The organism is Aequorivita vitellina, assembly GCF_022008365.1.
Lineage (GTDB): Bacteria > Bacteroidota > Bacteroidia > Flavobacteriales > Flavobacteriaceae > Aequorivita > Aequorivita vitellina.
The window spans coordinates 58,325-83,561 of the sequence record NZ_JAIRBA010000004.1; the positions used below are offsets into that span (position 1 = coordinate 58,325).

General features: G+C 37.6%; 27 protein-coding genes. 12 read left to right on the top strand and 15 right to left on the bottom strand.

The features are described from left to right. Window positions 1-89 precede the first annotated feature (89 nt). Window positions 90-749 (top strand): DUF4271 domain-containing protein, encoded by a 660-nt coding sequence (locus K8089_RS03080; RefSeq protein WP_237601806.1) that lies wholly within the window; start codon window positions 90-92, stop codon window positions 747-749. Between the two features lie 32 nt (window positions 750-781). After that, entirely contained in the window at window positions 782-1,531 is a 750-nt protein-coding gene (locus K8089_RS03085; RefSeq protein WP_237601807.1) for a uroporphyrinogen-III synthase, read from the top strand. A gap of 75 nt (window positions 1,532-1,606) precedes the next feature. Here the strand turns inward: K8089_RS03085 and pckA are convergent, their stop codons facing one another. After that, complete coding sequence (pckA, locus tag K8089_RS03090) at window positions 1,607-3,208, bottom strand: phosphoenolpyruvate carboxykinase (ATP) (protein ID WP_237601808.1); 1,602 nt, start codon at window positions 3,206-3,208, stop codon at window positions 1,607-1,609. A 70-nt stretch (window positions 3,209-3,278) separates the two neighbouring features. Further along, entirely contained in the window at window positions 3,279-3,677 is a 399-nt protein-coding gene (locus K8089_RS03095) for a DUF423 domain-containing protein (RefSeq protein WP_237601809.1), read from the bottom strand. 71 nt (window positions 3,678-3,748) lie between these two features. Here K8089_RS03095 and K8089_RS03100 point away from each other — a divergent pair, with 71 nt between their 5' ends. Next, a complete protein-coding gene (locus tag K8089_RS03100; RefSeq protein WP_237601810.1) occupies window positions 3,749-5,116 on the top strand; it encodes a saccharopine dehydrogenase family protein in 1,368 nt (455 codons plus the stop codon). Window positions 5,117-5,349: 233 nt separating this feature from the next. On the opposite strand, the gene K8089_RS03105 is transcribed toward K8089_RS03100, so the two are convergent. From K8089_RS03105 to K8089_RS03115, 3 genes are all read right to left on the bottom strand, one after another. Continuing rightward, a complete protein-coding gene (locus K8089_RS03105; protein WP_237601811.1) occupies window positions 5,350-6,039 on the bottom strand; it encodes a zinc metallopeptidase in 690 nt (229 codons plus the stop codon). Window positions 6,040-6,200: 161 nt separating this feature from the next. Continuing rightward, the gene (locus K8089_RS03110) at window positions 6,201-9,239 is read right to left on the bottom strand and encodes a leucine--tRNA ligase (RefSeq protein ID WP_237601812.1); all 3,039 of its coding nucleotides are present in this window, start codon (window positions 9,237-9,239) and stop codon (window positions 6,201-6,203) included. Between the two features lie 94 nt (window positions 9,240-9,333). Beyond that, complete coding sequence (locus K8089_RS03115; RefSeq protein WP_237601813.1) at window positions 9,334-10,191, bottom strand: UbiA family prenyltransferase; 858 nt, start codon at window positions 10,189-10,191, stop codon at window positions 9,334-9,336. A 135-nt stretch (window positions 10,192-10,326) separates the two neighbouring features. Here K8089_RS03115 and K8089_RS03120 point away from each other — a divergent pair, with 135 nt between their 5' ends. From K8089_RS03120 to K8089_RS03145, 6 genes are all read left to right on the top strand, one after another. Then, a complete protein-coding gene (locus K8089_RS03120) occupies window positions 10,327-11,205 on the top strand; it encodes a cell division protein FtsX (RefSeq protein WP_237601814.1) in 879 nt (292 codons plus the stop codon). A 47-nt stretch (window positions 11,206-11,252) separates the two neighbouring features. Next, entirely contained in the window at window positions 11,253-11,516 is a 264-nt protein-coding gene (locus K8089_RS03125; RefSeq protein WP_237601815.1) for a DUF3098 domain-containing protein, read from the top strand. Continuing rightward, window positions 11,517-12,311, top strand: a complete 795-nt coding sequence (locus K8089_RS03130) for an undecaprenyl-diphosphate phosphatase (RefSeq protein WP_237601816.1) — start codon at window positions 11,517-11,519, stop codon at window positions 12,309-12,311. Then, window positions 12,312-13,001, top strand: a complete 690-nt coding sequence (gene truB, locus K8089_RS03135) for a tRNA pseudouridine(55) synthase TruB (protein WP_237601817.1) — start codon at window positions 12,312-12,314, stop codon at window positions 12,999-13,001. Between the two features lie 71 nt (window positions 13,002-13,072). Continuing rightward, window positions 13,073-13,795, top strand: a complete 723-nt coding sequence (locus tag K8089_RS03140) for a hypothetical protein (protein WP_237601818.1) — start codon at window positions 13,073-13,075, stop codon at window positions 13,793-13,795. An 81-nt stretch (window positions 13,796-13,876) separates the two neighbouring features. After that, window positions 13,877-14,446: a DNA-3-methyladenine glycosylase I gene (locus K8089_RS03145; RefSeq protein WP_237601819.1), complete on the top strand. Its 570-nt coding sequence runs from the start codon at window positions 13,877-13,879 to the stop codon at window positions 14,444-14,446. Here K8089_RS03145 and K8089_RS03150 read toward each other — a convergent pair whose 3' ends face one another. The 7 genes from K8089_RS03150 to K8089_RS03180 form a co-directional block, all read right to left on the bottom strand. After that, entirely contained in the window at window positions 14,447-14,794 is a 348-nt protein-coding gene (locus K8089_RS03150; protein ID WP_237601820.1) for a hypothetical protein, read from the bottom strand. Between the two features lie 179 nt (window positions 14,795-14,973). Continuing rightward, the gene (locus tag K8089_RS03155) at window positions 14,974-16,722 is read right to left on the bottom strand and encodes an agmatine deiminase family protein (protein ID WP_237601821.1); all 1,749 of its coding nucleotides are present in this window, start codon (window positions 16,720-16,722) and stop codon (window positions 14,974-14,976) included. Window positions 16,723-16,795: 73 nt separating this feature from the next. Then, window positions 16,796-17,053, bottom strand: a complete 258-nt coding sequence (locus K8089_RS03160; protein WP_237601822.1) for a Txe/YoeB family addiction module toxin — start codon at window positions 17,051-17,053, stop codon at window positions 16,796-16,798. A gap of 1 nt (window position 17,054) precedes the next feature. Beyond that, complete coding sequence (locus K8089_RS03165) at window positions 17,055-17,309, bottom strand: type II toxin-antitoxin system Phd/YefM family antitoxin (protein ID WP_237601824.1); 255 nt, start codon at window positions 17,307-17,309, stop codon at window positions 17,055-17,057. Between the two features lie 116 nt (window positions 17,310-17,425). Then, the gene (aat, locus tag K8089_RS03170) at window positions 17,426-18,067 is read right to left on the bottom strand and encodes a leucyl/phenylalanyl-tRNA--protein transferase (RefSeq protein WP_237601825.1); all 642 of its coding nucleotides are present in this window, start codon (window positions 18,065-18,067) and stop codon (window positions 17,426-17,428) included. Window positions 18,068-18,162: 95 nt separating this feature from the next. Further along, window positions 18,163-18,540, bottom strand: coding sequence for a DUF3127 domain-containing protein (locus K8089_RS03175; protein ID WP_237601826.1), 378 nt, complete (start codon window positions 18,538-18,540; stop codon window positions 18,163-18,165). A gap of 112 nt (window positions 18,541-18,652) precedes the next feature. After that, complete coding sequence (locus K8089_RS03180) at window positions 18,653-19,525, bottom strand: flavin reductase family protein (protein WP_237601827.1); 873 nt, start codon at window positions 19,523-19,525, stop codon at window positions 18,653-18,655. Window positions 19,526-19,644: 119 nt separating this feature from the next. Between K8089_RS03180 and K8089_RS03185 the strand changes: the two genes are divergently transcribed. Then, the gene (locus K8089_RS03185) at window positions 19,645-20,799 is read left to right on the top strand and encodes a sensor histidine kinase (RefSeq protein WP_237601828.1); all 1,155 of its coding nucleotides are present in this window, start codon (window positions 19,645-19,647) and stop codon (window positions 20,797-20,799) included. 1 nt (window position 20,800) lies between these two features. Beyond that, window positions 20,801-21,145, top strand: coding sequence for a hypothetical protein (locus tag K8089_RS03190; RefSeq protein ID WP_237601829.1), 345 nt, complete (start codon window positions 20,801-20,803; stop codon window positions 21,143-21,145). On the opposite strand, the gene K8089_RS03195 is transcribed toward K8089_RS03190, so the two are convergent. Both K8089_RS03195 and greA read right to left on the bottom strand, forming a co-directional pair. Continuing rightward, window positions 21,142-21,537 carry an HIT family protein gene (locus K8089_RS03195; RefSeq protein ID WP_237601830.1) on the bottom strand — a complete coding sequence of 132 codons (396 nt, stop codon included), beginning with the start codon at window positions 21,535-21,537 and terminating at the stop codon, window positions 21,142-21,144. The genes K8089_RS03190 and K8089_RS03195 overlap by 4 nt on opposite strands. A gap of 2 nt (window positions 21,538-21,539) precedes the next feature. After that, entirely contained in the window at window positions 21,540-22,016 is a 477-nt protein-coding gene (gene greA, locus K8089_RS03200; protein ID WP_237601831.1) for a transcription elongation factor GreA, read from the bottom strand. A 259-nt stretch (window positions 22,017-22,275) separates the two neighbouring features. Between greA and K8089_RS03205 the strand changes: the two genes are divergently transcribed. Further along, the gene (locus tag K8089_RS03205) at window positions 22,276-22,710 is read left to right on the top strand and encodes a hypothetical protein (protein WP_237601832.1); all 435 of its coding nucleotides are present in this window, start codon (window positions 22,276-22,278) and stop codon (window positions 22,708-22,710) included. 16 nt (window positions 22,711-22,726) lie between these two features. Here the strand turns inward: K8089_RS03205 and K8089_RS03210 are convergent, their stop codons facing one another. Next, on the bottom strand, window positions 22,727-25,114 hold the full coding sequence (locus K8089_RS03210) for a TonB-dependent receptor (RefSeq protein ID WP_237601833.1): 2,388 nt from the start codon (window positions 25,112-25,114) through the stop codon (window positions 22,727-22,729). Window positions 25,115-25,237: the final 123 nt, after the last annotated feature.

Consider the following 25,237-nt stretch of genomic DNA (forward strand, 5'->3'; position numbering starts at 1 on the left):
GTACCCTTTTTTGAAGAAACAAATGTGAATGAAAATCTAATTCGTAGCTTAAAAAGAAATTATATTTTACTGTACCTTTACCAAAAAAATTGGAAGCAGATTTTAGCTATAGACTTATAGATTCTACCGACTGGGCTACATATTTGCTGCTTGGGTGTTTCGTGCTGTATGCGCTGGCGAAATATTATTACCCCAGACGATTTAACGAGTTTTCGCTATTGCCATTAACAAATCAATACTTTTTTGTACACGGCAAAAACGACGAGTTGAACCACCCCTTTAATATGATTCTGTTTGTTGCACAGATTATCTGCGTTTCTATTTTTATCTTTCTATTATTTAAAGTTTTTAATCCAGAATTAGTAAAAAGCAACGATTGGCTATTTATACAAATTGGTACTGCCTACAGCATGTTTATTTTAATTAAATTCACTTTTGAAAAAATTGTAGCGAACATTTTTTCGATGGACGAGCTTATTAATAATTATCTGTATCAAAAATTGAGTTACCGAAATTTTTTAGGAATATTTTTCTTTGTGGGCAATCTTATTTTTTTATATATCTATTCTCCAACGCCAATAGCGATGATAGTCTTTGGCGTAATTGCACTGCTGTTAAACGCTATTGCATTGCTTTACAGCTATAAGAAAAATGGAAAATTGATATTCCGCAATTTCTTCTATTTTATTTTGTATCTTTGCACACTTGAAATTTCACCCTATATCATCCTTTACAAGAGCATTGTTTAAAGGATAATATTTAAAAAAAACAAGGACTACCTATGAAAGTGAAAACTATTTTGGTTTCCCAACCAGAGCCTAAAATTGAAAACTCTCCCTATTTTGAATTAATTGAAAAGCAAAAGGTGAAAATTGATTTCCGCCCCTTTATTCACGTTGAGGGTGTTTCAGGCAAAGATGTTAGAGCCCAAAAAGTTGATCTCACTAAATATACTGCTATTATTCTTACCAGCAGAAACTCTGTAGATCATTATTTCAGAATTGCTGAAGAGCTTCGTTTTAAGGTTCCAGATTCTATGAAATATTTTTGTTTAAGTGAAGCTGTAGCTTATTATCTCCAAAAATATGTGGTTTATAGAAAACGGAAAATCTATGTAGGAAAACGAACATTTTCTGAACTTGTTCCGTTGATCAAGAAATACAAAAACGAAAAATTCCTTTTGCCTTCATCCGATAAATTGAAGCCTGAAGTACCTGAATTGCTCAACGAATTGAAAGTAGATTGGAAAGAAGCTACCTTCTACAAAACGGTGATTAGCGACCTTTCAGATTTGCGTGACGTTTATTACGATATTTTGGTATTTTTCAGCCCAAGTGGAATTCAATCGTTATTTGAAAACTTTCCAGATTTTAAGCAAAAAGATACGCGTATTGCCGTATTTGGAAACACTACGGTAAAAGCTGCAGCCGAACAGGGCTTGCGTGTAGATATACAGGCTCCAACCCCCGAGACGCCTTCAATGACAATGGCTTTAGAAAAGTATATTAAAGAGGTGAACAATAAAAAATAATCTTTTTTAAATAGAAAAACAAAAAAGGCTTACCGCATTGGCAAGCCTTTTTTTTATTGTTATTAATTGAGGAAATTATTCAGCAGCTGGTGCTCCCGAAAGTATTTCGTCGTTGGCATAAGATTCAAACTTGGCGAAGTTTTCTTTAAATGAATTTGCCAATTCTTTAGCTTGAATATCGTACGCTTTTTTGTTCTTCCAAGTATCTTTTGGGTTTAAAATTTCCGAAGGTACGTTGGGGCAGGATTTTGGCATCATCAAATTGAAAATTGGGTGTTTTTCAAATTCAACATCTTTCAGTTTTCCCTCTAATGCGGCGGCAATCATTGCACGGGTATATTTAAGTTTCATTCGGCTTCCCACGCCATAGGGTCCACCGGTCCATCCTGTGTTTACCAACCAAACATTAACGCCAGAATCTTTCATTTTCTTGCTTAACATTTCGGCATATTCCGTAGGGTGAAGTAGCATAAACGGAGCTCCAAAGCACGCTGAAAAGTTTGGCGTAGGCTCGTTGATTCCTTCTTCGGTTCCCGCAACCTTTGCCGTATAACCACTAATAAAATGATATGCAGCTTGTCCCGGAGTTAATTTTGAAATAGGAGGCAGTACCCCAAAAGCATCTGCCGTTAAAAAGAAAATATTCTTTGGGTTTTCGCCTATAGACGGCACTTGAATATTATTGATGTGATAAATAGGGTAACTTACACGAGTGTTTTGTGTAATCGTAGTATCGGCAAAGTCAACTTCACCTTTATCATCCATAATTACATTTTCAAGGAGTGCGCCGGGCTTTATTGCGTTATAAATATCTGGTTCATTCTCGGCAGATAGGTTTATTACCTTAGCGTAGCAACCTCCTTCAAAATTGAAGATTTTATTATCTGCGGTCCAACCGTGTTCATCATCACCTATTAATTTACGATCTGGATCTGCCGAAAGCGTTGTTTTACCAGTTCCCGAAAGTCCGAAGAAAATAGCAGTTTCTCCATCGTCACCAACGTTTGCCGAGCAGTGCATAGGCATAGTTTCTTTAAATACGGGAAGAATAAAGTTAAGCGCAGAGAAAATTCCCTTTTTAATTTCGCCTGTGTAACCTGTACCGCCAATTAAGGCAATTTTACGGGTAAAATTAAGAATTGCAAAATTGTGTTGTCTTGTACCGTCAACTTCTGGGTCTGCCATAAATCCGGGAGCATTTACTATAAGCCATTCCGGATCAAACGATGCTAATTCCTCCGCAGTTGGACGAAGAAACATATTATGTGCAAAAAGATTGCTCCACGGTGTTTCATTAATTACGCGAATATTCAATTTATAATTTTTATCAGCGCAAGCATAACTATCGCGAACGTATATTTCTTTGTTTGAAAGATAATCTGTAACGCGATCGTAAAGTCTATCGAACATATCTGGCGGAAATGGAATATTTATATTTCCCCACCACACTCTTTCGCGCGTAACATCGTCTTTTACAATAAACCTATCTTTTGGAGACCTTCCTGTAAATTCTCCTGTGTTTACTGCCAAGGCACCGCTAGCGGCTTCTGTTCCTTGTCCTTTTTGCAATGTTTCGCTGTGAAGCTCTTGAGAAGAAAGTTGATATTTAACTTTTGCATTTTTGATTCCGTATTTTTCAATCGAAATCGGTTTCGTAGCTTGGTTTTTATCGACCATACCTTTTTTAGATTTTGTAGAGTACAAAAGTAGCAAATCTTAGAGAGATTGAAGGAAAATAAAAAAACATTTATTCTTTCTTAATAGAAAACACGGCATAGCCAAAATAAAACCAACCTATAATAAACATCAACCCTCCTATAGGGGTAATAAATCCAATAGTTGTCGCATTAAATGGCAAGATTTCATTTAGCGCAAGCAGATAAATTGAACCCGAGAAAAAAAGTATGCCGGTAATAAAAAACCAGAATACTGTTTTCTTTATTTTCTTAGGAATAACAGGTGCCAATCCCAAAGCCAAAATAGCCAAGCAATGGTACATTTGGTAACGTACGCCTGTTTCAAAAGTAACCAATGCGGCTGCATCAACCATATTCTTTAAACCGTGTGCCCCAAAGGCACCCATTGCAATAGTAATAGCTGCGAGAAAAGAAGCCGTTACCACCATATTTTTATCGAAAACTGTCATTTTTGAATTTTGGAATTAGTAATTTCGTGCCTTTCAAAATATATCTTCAAAGTTAACAAAAAACTCCCCCAATGAGAAACATTTTAATTATAGGCGCAGGAAGATCTGCCGCAAGTTTAATACGCTATTTACTAGACAAAAGTGAAAAAGAAGACCTTTTTATTACCATTGGGGATATTTCTATTCAGTCTGCGCAAAAGTTCATATCAGGGCATAATAACGCACGCGGAATTATGCTCGATGTTTTTAACGACGTTCAAAGAAAGGAAGCCGTTCAAAATAGCGACTTGGTAATTTCAATGTTACCGGCCCGCTATCACATTGAAGTGGCTAGAGATTGTATTGAATTTGGAAAACATATGGTTACGGCCTCGTACGTAAGCAAAGAAATGCAAGCGCTAAACCACAAAGCCGAAGCAAAAGGCTTGGTTTTTATGAATGAAATTGGCCTCGACCCTGGAGTAGACCATATGAGTGCGATGCAAGTAATAGACCGTATTCGAGCAAAAGGAGGCAAGATGTTGCTTTTTGAATCGTTTTGCGGTGGATTAATTGCACCCGAAAGCGACAACAATCTGTGGAATTATAAATTTACGTGGAACCCTCGAAACGTTGTTTTAGCAGGCCAAGGCGGCGCTGCGGAATTCGTTCAAGAAGGAAGGTATAAATACATTCCTTATCACAGACTTTTTAGAAGAACCGAATTTATCAATATTGAAGGTTATGGAAAATTTGAAGTTCTAGCGAATAGAAACTCACTACAGTACCAATCTGTTTACGGACTGGACAACATCCTTACACTTTACCGGGGAACCATTAGAAGGGTTGGGTTTAGCAAGGCGTGGAATATGTTTGTACAATTAGGAATGACGGATGACACTTATACAATTCCAGATTCTGAAAACTTAACATATCGCGAGTTTGTAAACTTATTTTTGGCTTATTCGCCCACCGATACTATTGAACTGAAACTTCGCTATGCCCTAAAAATTGATCAAGACGATTTAATGTGGGAGAAATTAGAGGAGTTAGATATTTTCAACAAAGAAAAGACCATTGGTATTGAAAACGCAACCCCTGCCATGGCGCTTCAAAAAATCTTGGAAGAAAAATGGACATTGGCGCCAGAAGATAAAGATATGATTGTTATGTATCATAAATTTGGCTACGAATTAGACGGTAAAAAGCACCAAATAGATAGCCATATGGCTTTGATAGGCGAAGATCAAACCCATACCGCAATGGCAAAAACAGTAGGATTGCCAGTTGCAATTGCTGCGGTTAAAATACTAAATGGTGAAATTACTACGCCGGGAGTGCAACGTCCGATTGCGAAAGAAGTTTATGAACCAATCTTAAAGGAATTAGAGGAAAACGGTGTGATTTTTAGAGAAGAAGAAGTGAAGTATTTGGGATATAACCCCGAAAATTTACATTAAAAATTAGCGGTGAGTGGTGAGTGGTGAGTGGTGAAGTAAAAATTTTAATATAAAACGAAGAGGCTGTTTAAAAAGTAAAATCAATCAGTTTGTTAGGTCGAGCGGAGTCAAGACCTTATTGTATGTTGTATGTCAAAAACATAGAGTTCTCGACTGCGCTCAAACTGACAACCAAAACTACTTTTTAAACAGCCTCTTTTTATTATTCAGTAAATTGATAATGGTAAATTTAGTTATCTTCTTCCTAAAAAAATTGAAATAAAATAGAGTAAGGTAGCCAAAGACCCAAGTGCTGCCACTACATACGTTCGCGCGGCCCATTTTAGGGCATCTTCTGCACCATCGTGCTCCTGTGGCGTAACCATATTGCTGGTTTCTAACCAAACTAAAGCACGTTTACTGGCATCAAATTCAACTGGAAGAGTGATAAAAGCAAAAGCGGTTGTAACTGCGAAGAGTAAAATTCCAACGCCAAAAATCCACGTGCCAATTGCAGAACCCGTGGCAAATAAAATTATACCAGCCATAATCACAAAATTAGATAGCTTACTTGAAATACTAACAGCAGGTACAATTGTTGAACGCAATTTTAACCAACTGTACGCAGTGGCGTGTTGCACCGCATGACCACATTCGTGCGCCGCTACAGCCGCCGCTGCTGCGTTACGCTGCATATAAACAGGCTCGCTTAAGTTTACTGTTTTCTTTGTAGGATCGTAATGATCTGTCAATTGACCCGGCACCGATATAACCTGTACGTCGGTAATTCCGTTATCTGCCAACATTTTTTCGGCAATTTCCTTTCCACTCATTCCATTTTGGAGGTGGATTTTACTGTATTCTTTAAATTTACTTTTCAGCTTGTTGCTCACGTACCAGCTCACCAAAAAGATTATTCCGGCAAGTATATAATATCCAATCATAGTTTCTATGCTCGCAAAGGCGGGCATCTCCTTTTTAGTTAATAATTTTCTATTTTAAAACTAGCAAATACTATGCAAAAAAACCCTTTCTGAATTAAGCTTTGCAAAAATTGTATGAAAATTTGTTTTTTCAAGTCATAGGATGCCCGTCTATGCGGGAATTAGCCTACGATGTTCACAATTTTCCCGGGAACGATAATTACCTTTTTTGGGGTTCTTCCCTCTAAATAGTGGGCTGTCTTCTCGTGTGCCATTACGGCAGATTCAATTTCATCTTTGCTAAAATCCAATGGCAATTCCAGTGTAAACCGCATTTTTCCGTTGAAAGAGATTGGGTATTCCTTAGTGCTTTCTACTAAAAATTTCTCTTCAAACTTTGGAAAAGGTGCTTTCGAAATACTATATGAATGCCCCAACTTCGCCCAAAGCTCTTCCGCAATGTGCGGTGCGTAGGGCGAAATAAGAATTATAAATGGTTCCAAAACTTTGCGCGAATTACATTTTTGTGCAGTAAGCTCATTCACCGCAATCATAAATGAAGATACCGAAGTATTAAAACTGAAATTCTCAATGTCTTCCGCTACTTTTTTGATGGTTTTATGAAGTGTTTTTAAGGCCTCTTTTGAAGCCGCTTCTTCGGAAACATAAAAGTTTTCGTTTTCTCCCGAATGATACAGTTTCCATAGTTTTTTTAGGAAACCGTGTACCCCCGAAATTCCCGCAGTGCTCCACGGTTTTGCTTGTTCCAACGGCCCGAGGAACATTTCGTACATCCGCAACGTATCTGCACCGTATTGGTTGCAAATATCATCGGGGTTTACCACGTTGTATTTGCTTTTAGACATTTTTTCTACTTCGCGGATTACTTTAACTATCCCGCCATATTCTGAAATAAATTGGGCGTTATTATATTCTGGTCTCCATTTTTTAAATTTTTCTACATTTAAATGATTTGACAAATTAACCAATTCTATATCTACGTGAATAGGAAAAAATCTAAACTCAATAATATATGGAACTTCATCAACCAAATTTAATTGCTCCAATTCATTATTAATAAAATCTGCAGCAAGTTTATGTTGTTCATTACATGTCTCACAAAATTGTTCATTCTTTACAAAACAAGCACTCGCAAAAATTTGAGTTTTAAGAAAAGATAAATCTTGTATTCCTTTTGTTGGACTCAATAATGTCGGAATAGCTTTATACACAAACGCACTCTCCCCCAAAATCATTCCTTGATTTATCAACTTCTTAAATGGTTCTTCTACAGGCACCAAACCGCGGTCGTGCATAAACTTCACCCAAAAACGGCTGTACAATAAATGGCCGGTGGCGTGCTCACTTCCGCCAATGTATAAATCTACGTTTTGCCAATAATCCAACCCTTCTTTTGAGGCGAAAACCTCATCGCGCTTCGCAGCTTCCATAAATCGGAAAAAGTACCAACTGCTTCCTGCCCAGCCCGGCATGGTGTTCAATTCTAAAGGAAAAACGGTTTTGTTGTCAATTAAATCATTGCTAACTACTGTAGATTTTTCTGTGTCCCAAGCCCAAACATCGGCGCGGCCCAAAGGCGGTTCGCCTTCTTCGGTTGGCAGGTATTTCTCTACTTCGGGAAGGCGTAATGGCAAACACTCCGTTGGGATTGCGTGCGGCATCCCATCTTTGTAATAAATAGGAAATGGCTCGCCCCAATACCGTTGACGACTAAAAACGGCGTCGCGCAAACGGTAGTTTATTTTGCCTTCGCCAACGCCTTTTTCCTCCAAAGCAGCGATTATTTTTTCGGTGGCTTCGGCATAATTTAGGTCGTTTAAAAAGTCGCTATTGGTGATAATTGTATTTTCTTTATCGGAATACGCTTCCTCCGAAATATCTGCGCCTTTAAAAATATTCGGAATTGGCAAATTGAAATGTTTTGCAAATTCGTAATCGCGCTGATCGCCGCAGGGAACGCTCATAACGGCACCCGTGCCATAGCCTGCCAAAACGTAATCGCCAATCCAAATTGGGATTGCTTCTCCCGAAAAAGGATGCTCGGCATACGCTCCAGTAAAAACGCCGGTAATGGTTTTTACATCGGCCATTCGCTCGCGTTCACTGCGTTTTGCGGTGGCTTCAACGTATTTTTCAACCGCTTCCTTTTGTTCTTCGGTTGTTATTTGTGAAACCAATTCGTGCTCCGGCGCCAAAACCATAAAACTTACACCGAAGATGGTGTCTGGGCGGGTGGTAAACACGGGAATTCTGAATTCTGAATTCTGAATTCTGAATTTAACAGTTGCCCCTTTGCTTCTACCAATCCAGTTAGTCTGCGAGTCCTTCAACGGTTGCGGCCAGTCTATAGTATCGAGTCCGTCGAGCAAACGTTGGGCATAGGCGGTGATGCGCATGCTCCACTGTTTCATTTTTTTGCGGACTACGGGATAGCCGCCGCGCTCGGAGACGCCATTTACTATTTCGTCGTTTGCCAAAACGGTTCCCAATTGTGGGCACCAGTTAACCTCGGTTTCGGCTAAATAGGTAAGTCTGTATTTTAAAAGAATTTCCTGCTTTTTGGTTTCTGAAAAATCGCGCCATTGTTGTGCCGTAAATACTTCAACATTATCATCGCAAATCGCTTCTACATTATCGTTTCCTTCGCTTTCAAAAACATCAATCAGTTCAGAAATATGGAACGCTTTATTTGCGTGTTTACAATACCAAGATTCAAAAAGCTGAATAAAAATCCACTGCGTCCATTTGTAATATTCGGGATTACTGGTGCGCACTTCGCGACTCCAATCGAACGAAAAACCTATTTTATCCAGCTGTTTTCTATAGCCTTGGATTTCTTCACCTCTGTTATCGACGCCGCCCTCAATATTCACTTTGGTGGTTTCGGCAGGATGCTGACCTGTTTGTATGGCGTACTGTTCGGCAGGTAGTCCAAATGAATCGTAGCCCATTGGGTGCAAAACGTTAAACCCTTGGTGGCGTTTAAACCGCGCATACACATCGCTGGCAATATAACCCAGCGGATGCCCAACGTGCAAACCGGCGCCGGAAGGATAAGGAAACATATCGAGAACATAATATTTCGGTTTGAGATTCTCTCCTCCCTTGGAGGGGTCGGGGGAGGCTGCCTTAAAAGTTTGATTTTCGGCCCAATATTTTTGCCACTTTGCTTCTATTTCGTTGAAGTGATATTTGCTCATTTTAAAATTTTTCTGAAAAAAGACATTCCTCGTTAAAGCTTTGGAATATGCAGGCAAATTTAAGGTTTATTAGAAGAAGTAAAAACCTTAATATTTAAAAGTTTAATTGCAGCAGATTTTCAGAATAAAGCGCCCATGCAATAGATAGAAGTGCGAAAATATTCATAGCTATAATAAAGATTTTCATTTGCTTAACGGTGTACGGTTTTTCTTTGAAGAAAATGAAAATATCTAAAACCAACCAAAGTGAAAAAGCGGCCAAAAAGCCGGATAGCACCCAATCATTAAACCAGAATTTTAATATAAACACTTCAATTAAAATCAATAACAGCACGAGTAGCTTTGTTTTTTTTCTTCCTATTAAAACTGCAGTGGTTTTTTTGGCAGCTAAAATATCGGGTTCAATATCCATGATTTCACCAGCAAGTTGGGCGTGGAAAGCAAAAAGCGAAAGAAATAGAAAGGTTTGCCACGGCATCATTTCTAAATCGTTTAAAAGAATACTGAAAAGTGCCGTAAAAATATAACCAACTTGAAATAATATTTCCAGCGGCGGTCGTCGTTTTAACCGGAAGGGTTTAAAGTTGTAAATTATTGTTATTACAATCATAAAGAGTAGCAACAAAAACATCTCCCTACCAATGACGTATGAAAAATAGGCTACAAATGGCAGAATTACGAAACATATTTGCCAAAACACCGGTTCCAATTCTTTTTTACTCAAATTTGGCCCAAAGAGATAGTTGCCTTTTCGCGGGTTTAACGAATCGGCTTTCCCGTCAGTAAAGTCGTTTAGTCCGTAAATCATAAAATTGAGCGGAAAAACAACAAATACCAAACCTATCCAAAACAAAGGCTCTTCCCAAAAACGCGAAGTTAATTTGAAAGGCAATAAATAAAGCCAAATAACTGGAAACCAGAGCCCCGGTCTAGATATTTTTAAAAGTTTCAATAGGTTTTTAATAATGGAAGGTTAATTTAAGGCCTCACAAATTTAATCTAATTATAACAAATTGGAAACTTTCAGCGTTGTTTAACACAAGATGCAAAATTACTTGTATTTTTACGCCAAAATTCAGCAAACCCTATGAGTTCCTCTTTTGAAAAATATCAAAAACGCAGGTTGATTTCTTCCTATTTTTCTGTAGTTATCAGTATTTCATTGGTGCTCTTTCTATTGGGATTGCTGGGATTGCTGGTTTTGAATTCGAAAAAAGTAGCCGATTATTTTAAAGAACAAATAGCAATAACCGTTTTTCTGAAAGACAGCGCAAAGGAAGTTGAAATTACACAATTGAAACAAAGTCTGGCTTTGGCTGAATATACTAAGTCTGCAACCTTTGTATCCAAAGAAGAAGCTGCCAAGGAACACCAAGCAACTTTAGGCGAAAATTTTATTGAATATTTGGGCGAAAACCCACTGCAAAACAGCATAGATGTTTATATTTTAGCAGATTACGTTACGCCACAAAAAATGGAAGAAATTACCAACGAGCTAAAAAGCAAAGGTTTTGTTGACGATGTTATTTACGACAAACCATTAATTGCGCAACTTACTGAGAACGTAAAACGCATAAGTTTTTGGGTTTTAATAATTAGTGGAATCTTTACGTTTATCGCCGTATTGCTTATAAACAGTAGTATTAGACTTAGCATTTACGCCAAACGATTTACAATAAAAACCATGCAAATGGTTGGTGCAACCAAACGTTTTATTCGTAAACCCTTTGTTTGGAGAAGTGTTAGGCTGGGTATAATTGGCGCAATTGTGGCAATGATAGGGATGGGATTGGTACTTTATTACCTCAACCAGAGTTTTCCACAGTTGCAGTTGTTAGGCGATCCGGTACTTTTGGCCGTGTTATTTGCATTTATATTTTTAATGGGAGTTTTAATTACTTGGATTAGCACATTTATTGCCACCCAGCGATTTTTAAATTTGCGCACAGACGATTTGTATTATTAGTGGTAGTGCGTAGAAACTTTAAACTAAAAACCTAAAACATTTTTTTGATGGGAGAGAAAAAACAAAAAGAAAATTATAAACCCGTATTTGTGTTTGAAAGAAAAAACTACACATTTATGCTTATTGGCGTAGCGTTTATTGCCTTAGGTTTTATACTAATGACGGGCGGCGGTAGTGACGACCCAAATGTTTTTAACCCCGAAATTTACAACTGGCGTCGTATTCGCTTGGCCCCTGCCTTGGTACTCATAGGCTTTGCCATTGAAGTATATGCTATTTTATTAAAACCCGAGCGCAAAGAAGAAAATTAAATGGATTATCTAGATGCTATTATTCTTGGTATTGTTCAAGGTTTTACTGAATTTTTACCTGTTTCTTCAAGCGGACATCTTGAAATTGGAAAAGTAATTTTAGGAGACACCTCGGTGCCAGAAGAAAGTTTGCTTTTTACGGTTGTCCTTCATTTTGCTACTGCGCTCAGTACGCTCGTTGTTTTCAGAAAAGATATTATTGAAATTGTAGGTGGAGTTTTAAAATTTCAGTGGAATGATGAAACACAATTTACCGTAAAGATTATACTTTCAATGCTGCCGGCCGTAATTATTGGTTTGCTTTTTGAAGAAGAATTAGAATCATTTTTTGGCGGAAGCATCGCCTTCGTGGGTGCTATGTTAATTATTACTGCCGTTTTATTGTGGCTAGCAGATCGTTCAAAAAATACCGGCAAACCTGTAACATTAAAAGATTCAATTATTATTGGAATAGCCCAAGCAATCGCTATGTTGCCGGGTATTTCACGAAGTGGAGCTACAATTTCAACTTCTGTTTTATTAGGAAACGACAAATCGAAAGCTGCACGATTTTCGTTTTTAATGGTAGTGCCACTAATTTTTGGTAAAATAGCAAAAGATTTGCTAGGTGGTCAAATTTCAACGCACAACACAGACCTCGGGGTTTTAGGCATCGGGTTTATTGCCGCCTTTATTTGTGGTCTTATTGCGTGTACGTGGATGATCTCGCTGGTTAAAAAAAGCAAACTTCGTTATTTCTCAATCTATTGTGTTATCGTGGGATCGCTCGCAATAATAACTAGTTTTTATATTTAAATGACGGCGGAAGACTACAAAGAAGGCCAGGTAATTTTAATAGATAAACCGTTGGAATGGACTTCATTTCAGGCGGTGAATAAAATTAGATGGTTGATTAAAAAATCATTCGGAATTAAAAAAATAAAAGTCGGGCACGCGGGTACGCTCGATCCTTTGGCCACGGGACTTTTAATTATTTGCACCGGAAAATTCACCAAAAGAATAGACACATTTCAAGCACAGGAAAAGGAATACACAGGCACATTTACCTTGGGCGCTACAACCCCCAGTTATGATTTGGAAACTGAAATAAATAATACTTTTGATATTTCAGAAATCACTTCAGAAAAAATACAAGAAGCTACAAAGCAGTTTTTAGGTGAAATACAGCAACAACCTCCCGTTTTTTCAGCTTTAAAAAAAGAAGGAAAACGACTATACGAATACGCGCGAAGTGGCGAAGAAATTGAAATACCGTTTAGAACTATTACTATTTCAGAATTTGAAATAACTAAAATTGAACTTCCAATCGTTCATTTTAAAGTAGCTTGCAGCAAAGGCACTTACATTCGTTCTTTAGCGAACGATTTTGGAAAAGCATTAAACAATGGAGCGCATCTCTCTGCCCTTCGAAGAACAAAGATTGGCGATTTTTCAATAGATAAAGCTATTGATATTGAAGCTTTTGAAAAATCACTACCAAGTTAAAAAATCACTAATACTGTCTTAATATTGAGCGGTTTTGTGGAATTTTGCACAAAATTTCGGTACTTGTAACAATGAATTTTAATTATTCATATAGAGCATTTTTAATTACGTCGCTGCTTTCAGGGAGTTTAGTGCTGTTTCTATACAGCGTGAAACTTTCTAAAGAACAGGTTGAAACCAATGAAGAAAGTTACGATGTAGTTATGGCTCCAGACGAATTGCTTCCCGAAGATTTAGCCATTGTAGAACGCACGCCCGAAGTGGTAAAAATTGAAACCAACCGCGCTTATAATGAAGCTGAAAAGTTCATTTCTTCGGTAGAAGACGAAAATCAAGAGGTTACAGAAACCACCGAAGGCAAGCTTCAGGAAATGAACGATGCCATAGAAAAATCACAAACCGATTCAGGCACTGGAACTACAGTAATTACAAAACCCAAAAAGGAAATCAAGAAAAGATTCTCTAATAGTGAAAGCGGCGAGCAAGGGGAAGCCGTAGTAAAAAGCAGCAACAGAAACACAACTATAAGCTACCAATTGGTAAACAGAAAAGATATCGATTTGCCCAATCCGGTTTATACGTGTTACGGTTTTGGGAAAATTGTAATTAATATTGAGGTGAATAATCTTGGAAAAGTTGTGAAAAACTCCTTTAACAAAAATGCTTCCACCACAAATAACGAATGTTTAATTGATGCAGCTATAGAATACGCCGAGCAAGCACGTTTTAGCACGGATGCTTCGCGAAGCAATCAATTGGGCACCATTACTTTTAACTTTCCCGGACAACAATAATTAAGTGTGCAGTTGGCAGTTTACAGTAAGTGCAGGCCGACTACTTTTTGGGTGCGTTTCAGTAAATAAAATTTAAAAATTATGAATTCAGAAAAAACACGTTGTAGTTGGTGCGGAACCGATCCGCTTTACGTAAAATACCACGATGAAGAATGGGGTGTGCCTGTAAAGGATGACGATACGCTTTTTGAATTTTTAATTTTAGAAACTTTTCAAGCAGGGTTGAGTTGGATTACAATTCTTAGGAAGCGCGAAAACTTTAGAGAAGCCTTTGACAATTTCGACTATAAAAAAATAGCGAAATACGACCAATCAAAAATTGATTCGCTACTTCAAAATGCGGGAATTATTCGCAATAAGTTAAAGGTGAATGCTGCAGTTACAAACGCGCAGCTCTTTCTGGAAATTCAAAAGGAATTTGGCAGTTTCAGCAACTATATCTGGGGTTTTGTAAACAACAAACCAATAAAAAATATTCGCAAAAGCCACGTAGAAATTCCAGCAACCACAGCTGTAAGCGATGCGTTGAGCAAAGACTTAAAAAAGCGTGGTTTTAAATTTGTGGGTAGCACCGTAATGTATGCGCATATGCAAGCCACAGGAATGGTGAACGACCACATTGAAACTTGTTTTCGCTACCGCGAACTATAATTATTTCAGTACAACCGCTTTTGCAGATTTTTCTGATGTTTTAAATGCAACGGCTTTTAAAGACTGGCTGTATTGGTACGCAAGTTGAGGATCTGTACTTGTCTGTTCCGAATAAAATTTTTGAAACCAAGAAACTGCTTTGTCGTATTCACCTTTAAAATAGTAAGCAGTAGCTAATCTTTCATAAATAAAGGGCGTCCCGTAGCCATCGCGGACCACTTGTTCATAAACAAGCACCACATCTATATGTTTATTGCCGTCTGTTTTATACAAATTAGATTGCGAAAAAGAAAAGGTGGAAATACTAGCAAAGAAAAGAAGAGCAAGCAGGTTTTTCTTTATAATCATTGGGGATATTTAGATTTTACGAAAAATTTAGTGAATACGGATATTCTTGTGATTTGTTGCACAAAAAAACCACTAAAAAACGAATATATTGTCTTTACTTTAAAATTTAACAAAATTTTTAGTTGTTGCGAAGGAAGCTATTAAATTTTAAGTTTTAGTCTTCAAATTTTCGATACCATTTATAGCTTTATCACCTTTTTATGAATTTTTCCGAAGTCGCCTTCAAATGTAATTAAAAGTGTTCCTTGCCAGTTTTTGTTGAGATCTAAGGTTATTTTTCCATGGCCGTTTTCAACATTTGCTTCGTATAATTTTTGTCCCAAAAGGTTGTGAATTTTCACGGTTACTAGGCCTTGAATTGCATTCATATTAAAAGAAACCTTTCCAGTAGTTGGGTTTGGATATGCCGCTGAAATATGGTTCTGTGCCCACTCGTTTGAAGAAAGCAATTGTGCTTCCATGGTCCAAAATCCCTCGGGAGCTACAATGGGTCGGTTCATTTCTTTTCCAGAAATAGCTTTTGCCCAAATGTAATATTCAATATTTACAGGATAGCCGGGAATAGTAAAATCTGCTGTCCAGTTATCGCCATTTGAGGGAGCCATTTCAATTTCATTGTATGAATTAGCGCCTTCTTCCCTCCAAAAAACCTTTGCTTGCGCCACTCCAGAAATATGTTTTATCATAGCTTCAATAGTAATGGTAGTACCTGAACTAGCATTATCTATTGGTTGGTGTACAATCCAAAGTGGTTCTGCAACGCCTATGGTGTGTGTAATACAGTGAATGGCACCCAAAGAATTAATTAAATTCTCACCAGGATTATCCACGTCTATGCCCACAATAGTATAGCCGGGCAGCATTTCTTGATACTGCGCTAATGCCGTGGCATCTACTTCGGGACGATAGGTGGGGACCATAATAGTTTTATTCACAAAAACCGCATTGCTATACGTGTTGTAAGGGCCGCCAGTATTAGGATAATTACCGCTTGCGCTTGGCGGAGCATCAATCCATTCAATATTGTAAGGCGTTCCAAAAGGCGATTCAAAATTGTCTAAAACATATTGAATATTAGCTTCAATCTGCGGGCCATCGGCAACTCCGGGTGGATACTTACTAACCAAAATGGTTTCTTCATCCAGCAATTTCATATGCATATCAATATGGTGGATTTGGTCGTACGGCAGGGTATTCATTTTTACAAAACGGTTAATGCCCATATAATCCTGCATAATTCCGTCTATTTGAGCTTCCGTTTTAACGCTTACTCCGTAAGGATTTCCGGGAGCATTTTCATTCAAGATTAATTTTGAAGCAAAGGCATTGCCCAAACCGTCACTCATATAATTACCACCAGTATTTACCAAATCGTTAGTGCCAGAATTGGTTGTATACAGCGGAATACCAGCTTGTGCGGCGTGTGCAATTGGCATCACGTCGTCATTTGGGCGGGGACGATTGTAAATCCAATCGGTTAATGCAAGTTCGCCCACATCGTTGGAATATATAGTATTTCCTGCATAATCGCGAATCCATATACTATCCCAATCCACATCTAAAAAGGATACATTGGTAAGATCTACGCCATTGGCAGTTAAATAATTTGCTACGGAAGTTTCGTTTTGGGTGGTTATCATCACTTTGCATTCCTGCACTCCAGCTGCCACTATTTGCCGGAGAATGTTTGGATACGAAGGATTCCAAGTAACTAAAAGATATTCTACTTCCTCCCACTCGGCTGCGGCGCGAACCGAGCCAGTTGGCGGAGGCGAAAATCGGGGGCTTGTAAACTGAAATTCCGAAACTAAGCCCTTCTCTGTTTCGGTTAAATTGTGCGGTAAGTTTGGTTTTTCTTGCGATATAGCAAAAGCAGTCTGCAATGCCATCAACAATACCAAAAGGTATTTTGTGTAGTAATTTTTCATCTGAATTGCGAATTGTGGACTACGAAGATAGGTTTTTAGACGGTTTATTTTCAGTCACTAACCTCAAAATTTTTTATTCGTAATAAAATCTACATTTTGCAATCAATATTTCTCCTTCGTTATATTGATAAATTAATCTATGCTCACTGTCTATTCGTCTTGACCAAAATCCTGAATATTTATGTTTCAGAGGCTCTGGTTTGCCAATTCCTTCAAAAGGATTTCGGGTTATATCTCTTAGAAGTTCATTTATTTTCTTCAACTTCTTTTTATCTGTTTTTTGCCAATACAGATAATCTTCCCAAGACTCGTCAACAAATACATATTTCATTTTAGCCTTCTATTAAGTCTTTTTCGAAGGCAGCGTAATGCTTTAATTTTTTTATGGCTGAATCTAATCTCAATTCATTTTTTCGAGAAGATAATTCGTGATTTGTAGCCATTAAAGAATTGTATTCTTCTAATGACATAACTACAATTCCGGAGTCTTTACCACGATTTATAATTAATGTCTCAAAGTTTTTTACCACTCTATCCAAATAAGTTTTCATGTCCTTTCTGAAATCTGAAACTGTTGTAATTAACATAATGATGTGTTTTATAACGTACAAATATACGTACAAATAATTAGCTATTCAAATATTTCAGATTTGGAATATTATTGAAATTACACCCATATTGAAATGGTAGAACAATGAAAAACCTACTCGTGGAGCATCTCTAAAAACACCCACCTTTCGATCTCCTCCGCCCCCAAACTCTCCAAATGCTCATTGTAAATCTGGCAGTCAATAAATTTATAATTCTGACTTTTTACGTATTCTGAAAGATGATAAAAAGCCACTTTTGAGGCATCGCTCACCAAGCTGAACATACTTTCGCCGCAAAACACTTTTTTCTGCGGAAGGTCAATTCCGTATAAACCGCCAACCAATTTATCCTGCTCCCAAACTTCAATGGAAAAGGCGTGTCCGGCTTTGTGAAGCGCAATATAAGCTTGTTGCATTTCTTCGGTAATCCACGTTCCAGCTTGTCCTTTCCGCGGAACAGTGGCACAATATTTTATGACTTCGGTAAAATTTTTATTGAAAGTAATTTTAAATTTTTTGCTATTTAAAGTTTTCCGAAGACTTTTAGAAACCTTAAATTTTTCGGGAAATAAAACCATTCGCGGGTCGGGGCTCCACCACAGAATGGGCAGTCCAACTTCGTACCAAGGAAAAATGCCCGAATTGTAGGCCAGCACCAAGCGCTGCACCGAAAGATCGCCACCAAGGGCAAGCAAGCCATCGCGCGTAGTTTCAGCAGTATTAGGAAACCAAAGCTGTTCAGTTAAATAATGCATTGTTCAAAATTGGTGAAATTTTTCACATAAAAAAACCCCAAAGAAATTAATTCTTTGAGGTTTTTTCAGCACTATGGGAAAGTACCAGCCCTTAATTAAAAGGGAAGATCGTCGTGCTCTTCTTCGTTAAAGTCGTTTGCAGACTCAAAGGCTTCTGCTGGTGGCATTGGCGGCATATCGGCACTTGAAGGTGCAGCAGATAAGTTTTCAACACGCCATCCTTGAATGCTGTTAAAGTATTTGGTTTCGCCCTGTGGATTCACCCACTCGCGACCGCGAATATTAATACTAACTTTTATTTCTTGTCCTACTTTAAATGGGTTTAATAAATCGGTTTTATCCTGCACAAACTCAATTAAAATATGTTGTGGATATTGCTCTTCGGTAGTAATTACCAGCTCTCGTTTTCTAAAACCATTGTTTCCGTAGGTTTTAGTTTCATCTATCATTTTAATTTTTCCTTGTAATTCCATCGTTTTTATTATTTATTGTAATTTTTAATCTATTTAATTTTGAAATATTGCGTTTTGTTGCGCTTTAATGTTTCGATGCATTAAATTTCACTGCGCACGATGTATCGCGAGCCTACTTGCCTAACAATACTTTCCAAGCTTGATCAACTTTTCCTTCGCGCAGATATTGCTGTGCTTTTTTATGAATTGATTCGCTGTTATTTTCTGAAATTAGCATTTTTAATTCTTCCGAAGCATGTATAAAGGTATTAATTTCTTCCGAATTTGGGAAATTTTCTACGTTGCCCAATATCCCTAAATCATTCCCTGTGAGCACTTTACTTTTCCGAATTTCTTCCGGAAGGCTATCAACGCCTATACCAAGGGTTGTAAGGGGTTTTTGTACTTCAAAAAGACCAGCTTTAGCGCGGCTATACCAATTGCCACCAAGTCTGGAAACCGTATCAATTTTAAAGGGATCGATGCTTCCATTTTCATCTAAGATATCTTCTTTTATATGAAGTTTCACTACTTCGCAAATAACCAAATTCCCAGCACCGCCTTCTTTTCCAAGGGAAATTACTTCGTTAACTTTACATTCCAATTGTACGGGAGCTTCGGCCACGCGAGGCGGCTTTACCATTTCGGAAGCCAATTCGGCAAAACCGGCTTTTGTAAATTCGTTTACACCTTTAGCATATTCGGTAGAAGACAACGATACTTGGTGCACCATTGCATAACTTACAATGTTTATAACTACTTCGGGCACTTCTAAAACATTTTCGTAAGTGTGTTTTGTGGTGTTATCGCGCCCACGTCTTGCCGGCGAAAACACCAAAATTGGCGGTTTGGCACTAAAAACATTAAAAAAGCTGAATGGCGAAAGGTTTACTTTTCCTTCTTTATCTACGGTACTTGCAAAGCAAATAGGCCTAGGCGAAACTGCGCCCAAGATATAGCCGTGCAATTTTGCCGTAGATAATTGGTTTGGTTCTATAGATATCATTGCGGCAAATGTACCCAAAGATTATAGCTTGTAAAAACTTGATTGCACAATAATATTAACATATTTGCTTTATATTTAAACGCGCCTATTGGTAGGCAGTCCAGAAAAATTTATTCCTTATGATGCGTAACAAATCACTCTCCCGTTGGGGTTTTATTTTAGCTTCACTTATTGTTATTAGTCTTATTTTGTGGAATACATACATTTTTTTCAATCAATTGAAGGAAAATGAGCGAGCTAAAATGGAAATATGGGCGGTTGCCCAAGAAGAACTGGCACAGAGCCAAGAAGACGAAGGAAGCCCGATTAGCGAAACTGCACTTACTATAATACGAAGCAATAGTACGACGCCCATGATTCTGCATACCGTTAAGGAAAACACCTATGAGGGCAGAAATATCAATGAAGAGGTTTTAGGCAACGAACGACGAATAAAGGCGAAAATAAAACAGTTTGCTTCAGAATATGAACCTTTGGAAGTTAAGTATAACGACCAAGTTTTATCTATTATTTACTTCGGAAATTCACCCTTAATAAACAAATTGAAATATTATCCCGCAGCACTTATTTTAATAATTTTTCTTTTTATTTTGGCGATTTATCTCTTTTATAAAACTTCGAAATCTGCTGAACAAAACAAGCTTTGGGCGGGAATGGCAAAGGAAACGGCCCATCAAATTGGCACCCCACTTTCTTCACTTGTGGGTTGGACAGAAATTTTAAAATCTGAAAACGTAAATCAGGAATACGTTGCTGAAATGGAGAAGGATATTTCGCGTTTAGAAATGATTACCGATCGGTTTTCAAAAATTGGTTCGGTGCCAAAACTAGAGCAGCACGATTTAGTGGAAGAAACAAAAACTACTTTTTATTATTTGCAAAAGCGCACTTCAAAACTGATAGATTTTCAATTAAACATTCCCCAAAAACCAATTTATGTTCAATTGAATCCACAACTTTTTAGTTGGACAATTGAAAATTTAGTAAAGAACGGAATTGATGCCATGAAAGGAAAAGGAACGATAACTATTTCAATTGAAAAAAATACAAAATTTGTCTATTTACGCATTGCCGACACAGGTAAAGGACTTACAAAAAGCGAATTTAGACGGATTTTCACCCCGGGTTACACTACCAAAAAACGCGGTTGGGGCTTGGGACTTTCGCTTGCTAAACGAATTATTGAGGAATACCACAACGGAAAAATTCGCGTCACCAAAAGTGGTCCAAACCAAGGTACAACTATGGAAATAGCACTAAAGACAACTTCTTAAAATGAGTACTAAAATTCACACAATACATACGGCACACTTAAAAAACAATTGTCCCACTTGCTTTGGTGCGGACGGACTGGAATTTACTTTTACACAAAAAGAGAAGGAAACGCCATTTTATAACAAACCCGCATCGCAACTAGCCGAAACGCTATATTGTCATACTTGCAAAAACACTATTTACCCCGTAAATTGGACCGAAGACATTGAGCGTGTTTTTGATTACAACAAAAAAATAGCGGAAACCAATAAACATTATTTAAAGGTAAAACCGCTATTTTATATTTCAGTTTTGGTGGCAATTATTATAGTTGCCATCGCAATTTATGTTTTGATTCCCGCTTAAGGTTTCAATTTTTCCCTAACTGCCAGTGCCAAAGCTTCAAATTCTTCCGAAGTCATTTTTACTTTTTTGGAAAAACGCATATCGTCCATTTCATTTAAAGGAATAAGATGTACGTGCACATGCGGCACTTCTAAACCTACAACCGCCATCCCCACTCGTTCACAAGGCACGGTTTTTTCTAATGCACGCGCCACTTTTCTTGAAAACTGCATCAATTGTAAATACAAATGTTCGCCCATATCAAAAATCTTGTCTATTTCTTCTTTTGGAACACACAGCGTATGGCCTTTTGCATTTGGATTTATATCTAAAAACGCAATAAAATTATCGTCTTCTGCAATTTTGTAACACGGAATTTCTCCGTCAATAATTTGTGTGAAAATAGACGCCATAATTAATCTCTTGTTATTTCTAAAATTTCAAATTTAAGGGTTCCGTTTGGCACTTGTATTTCGGCTATTTCGCCTTTTTGTTTTCCCAACAACCCTTTTCCGATAGGAGAATCTACCGAAATTTTCCCGCTTTTTAAGTCGGCTTCGCTTTGGGCTACTAATTTGTAAGCCATTTCCATACCGTTATTTTGATTTTTAATTTTAACGTTGGAATGCACCAAAACTTTGCTCAAATCTAATTGCGACTCATCTATTAATCGGGCATTTGCCAGCGTTTCTTCTAGTTTAGAAATGCGCATTTCGAGCATGCCTTGTGCCTCTTTAGCGGCATCATATTCGGCATTTTCACTTAAATCGCCTTTATCGCGTGCTTCTGCGATAGCATTCGATGCCTTTGGACGTTCAACATCGCGCAAGTGATCTACTTCATCTCTTAATTTTTTTAATCCTTCGGCCGTGTAATAAGATACTTTACTCATAACTTCATCGTTTGTGTAGTACAAACCCTTTTTAAATTCTTAAAATTCTATATAATAAGATTCCCGCCTTCGCGGGAATAGAAAAATCCCATACAACGACGGGATTATGTTTAACAAATATACTAAAAATTTACTTGTTGCGTAATTTGTTGTAATTTCGGCCCTAATTAATTTTAATGTTTTCTTCAAAAAATCACAAATCGACTAAAAGGTACCATTTGGGAAATAGCATTCCATTTGTTGCACATATTTTATAAAGATGAAAAATAAAATTCTTTTCCTTTTAATCTTCGCCATTGTCATTTCTTGCTCAAAAAGCGACGATAAGCGCGAACGCAATCCGTATTTAACCGATCCTGTGGTTAATCTAAATTTAAATCTTAACTTACCTGAATACAACCCGTTGAAATTCCCCGGAAACTATGTTGTAACCAGCCAAGGTATTAAAGGAATTGTTGTTTATTGCGTAAGCGAAAACCAATATTTAGCCTTTGATCTTACAGATCCAAACCACGCCCCGAGCAGCTGTTCGCGCATGGAATTAACAGGTGTAATTGCTAGTTGTCCCTGCACTACTGACGAGAACAAGTATTTTTTAACCTCCGGACAGCACACTACAGAACCCGACAGTAAGTATCCAATGCAGCAATACAACGCCCAGAAAAATGGAAATACTGTTGTAATTAGTAATTAAAGTTTTAAAGAAATATTTAAAATTTAATTGTTGCCCCCAACAGAAAGTTAATGGTCGCTTGGGGATAATAACCCGCGCCTTCAATAGTAGTAACAGTTCCGGGATTGCTGAAATCGTCGTCCCAAGTGTAAAAATAACCGTTGGAAATATATTTCACGTTAAAAATATTGTTCACCAAAGCTGAAAAAACTACTTCTTTTACCCACGGAAGCGAGTCTAAAGTATAAACAATATTTAAGTCGTTGACGAAATAACTGTCTAATTTTGAAGCTTCGCTATCTATATTTCCCATATACTGTTCGCCCACAAATTTTGAAAGAAAGCCTAAGTACAATTTATTTACTGGTGAATATTCTAACATAGTTCCAGCAACAACAGCAGGTGAAAACGAGATATTTGTATTGCCCAAGTTCACCAATTCACCATCGCGCGAGCTAACAAAATCTACATTTTTATTAGTGCTTAAAGCAATATTTGGAAGGGTTTTCAGATTTTTTAAAAGTTGAATTTCAGCATCTATTTCTAATCCTAAACGGTAGCTTTCGCCACTGCTCGTTCTAAGAGCTGCGCCTACATCATTCAATTCGCCCGAAAGTACTAATTGATCTTTGTAATTCATATAAAAAACATTGGTATTCACTTTTGTTTTTTCTGAAGCAAAACGCCAACCAAGTTCAAAATCGTCTAGTTTTTCAGGAGTTGTAATCCCTTGCTCATAGTCGTTTCGAGAAGGTTCGCGGTGCGCTTTTCCGTACGAAAAATAGAATTGGTTTGCAGGATTCAGTTTATAGGTTAAACCTGCCTTTGGATTGAAAAACGAATAGTCTTCATCGTATATCATTTCAACTAAATCTGAAGTAATTCCAGTAGTTTTATAATTTAAAAATCGCCCCTGCAAATCGCCGAAAATGCTCCATTGAGAATTTACGCTATAAGTTGCTTTTGAAAAAACGGTGAATTCAGTTTTGGTACCATTGCTGTCGTAATAACGAGCGCGAATTTTGGAATCGCTGGCGTATTGCGCCCAGATTACTTCGCCAAAATGATCGCCCGTATAATAGCTATAAAATGCGCCACCTGTAAAATCTACTTTATTGTTTTTGTAATTTACGTTTGCATTGGCTGCATAAAAGTGGTTGTCTAACCAACGGCGACGAATTAAATCGGTTGTATTAATTGTATCGCCACCAATTTCGATTGGTTCAAAACCGTAAGTTTCAAAATCTTCATCTTCTTTGTACTGTTCAAAATAGCCCTTCCCTTTCGTGTAATTGAAGGAAACATTGGTGCTCCAATTATTATTGAAGCGCTGGTTCCAAAGCAATTGATAGTGATCTTGCGCGTAATTATCTACTTCTTTATCATAAAACTGAATGTTTCCGTCTTTATCCGTGTACATGCCAGCGGTGTTGTACGTTCTGTCATTTTCAAGTTTTTCAGGATCTTCCAAACCATTCCACGACTGGTATGTTTCTTCTGTACCACCAAAAACCAGTGCTTTAATTAAGGTATTTCTATTCACAAAAGCACCCTGCAAAAAGTATGATTTTAAGTTAGAACTGGCTCTGTCAATATACCCATCAGATTGAATGGTAGACAATCTTCCCGCTAATTCAAAATGCTCGGAAAGCAAGCCAGTACTGAACTTAACATTATGTTTTCGCGTGTTATAACTTCCGAAGGAATTTGAAATTTCGCCATTAGCTTCATTTGAAACTGCATCGCTCAACAAGTTCAAACTTGCACCAAAAGCACCGGAACCATTTGTTGAAGTTCCCACACCGCGTTGCAATTGTAAACTTTGCACCGAAGAAGTAAAATCTGGCAAATTCACCCAAAACGTGCCCTGACTTTCGGAGTCGTTATACGGAATTCCATTCAAGGTTACGTTCACTCGTGAAGCATCGCTTCCACGAACCCGAATGTACGTATAACCCACGCCAGCACCGGCATCGCTCGTTGTAACAACCGATGGCATATAGCTGAGCATATACGGAATGTCCTGCCCAAGATTTCGCTTTTCGAGCTCTTCTTTGTCTAGGTTTGAATGGGTAATTGGCGAATCTGCCGATACGCGAACGGCTTGTACTAAAACTTCATCTAAAGTTTCTGCCTTTTTAATTAAGGTAACATTTAATTCCAAATCGCCATTTACAAAAATAGAACGATTATCGGGCTCAAAACCAACGTGGCTAAAATGAATGAGCTGGTTTCCGGTGTTTAAAGAAACACTATATTTTCCATTAAAATCTGTAATTGTACCCCCGTCTCCTTTTAGAATAACGTTTGCGCCGGGTAATGGTTGTCCGTCACTATCAGTAACAATACCAGAAACGGTATATTCCTGAGCGAAAACAACAAAACTAAAAAATGTAAAAACTGTTGAAATCAATAACTTTTTCATTCGTAATAATTATAATTTATACGAATAAAAGGGGCGTTATTCTAGGTTCGATTAAAGGTTAAATAAAAAATCCCTGAAAACAATACGCGGCGTATTATTACAGGGGGTTACAATTTGTTCCCT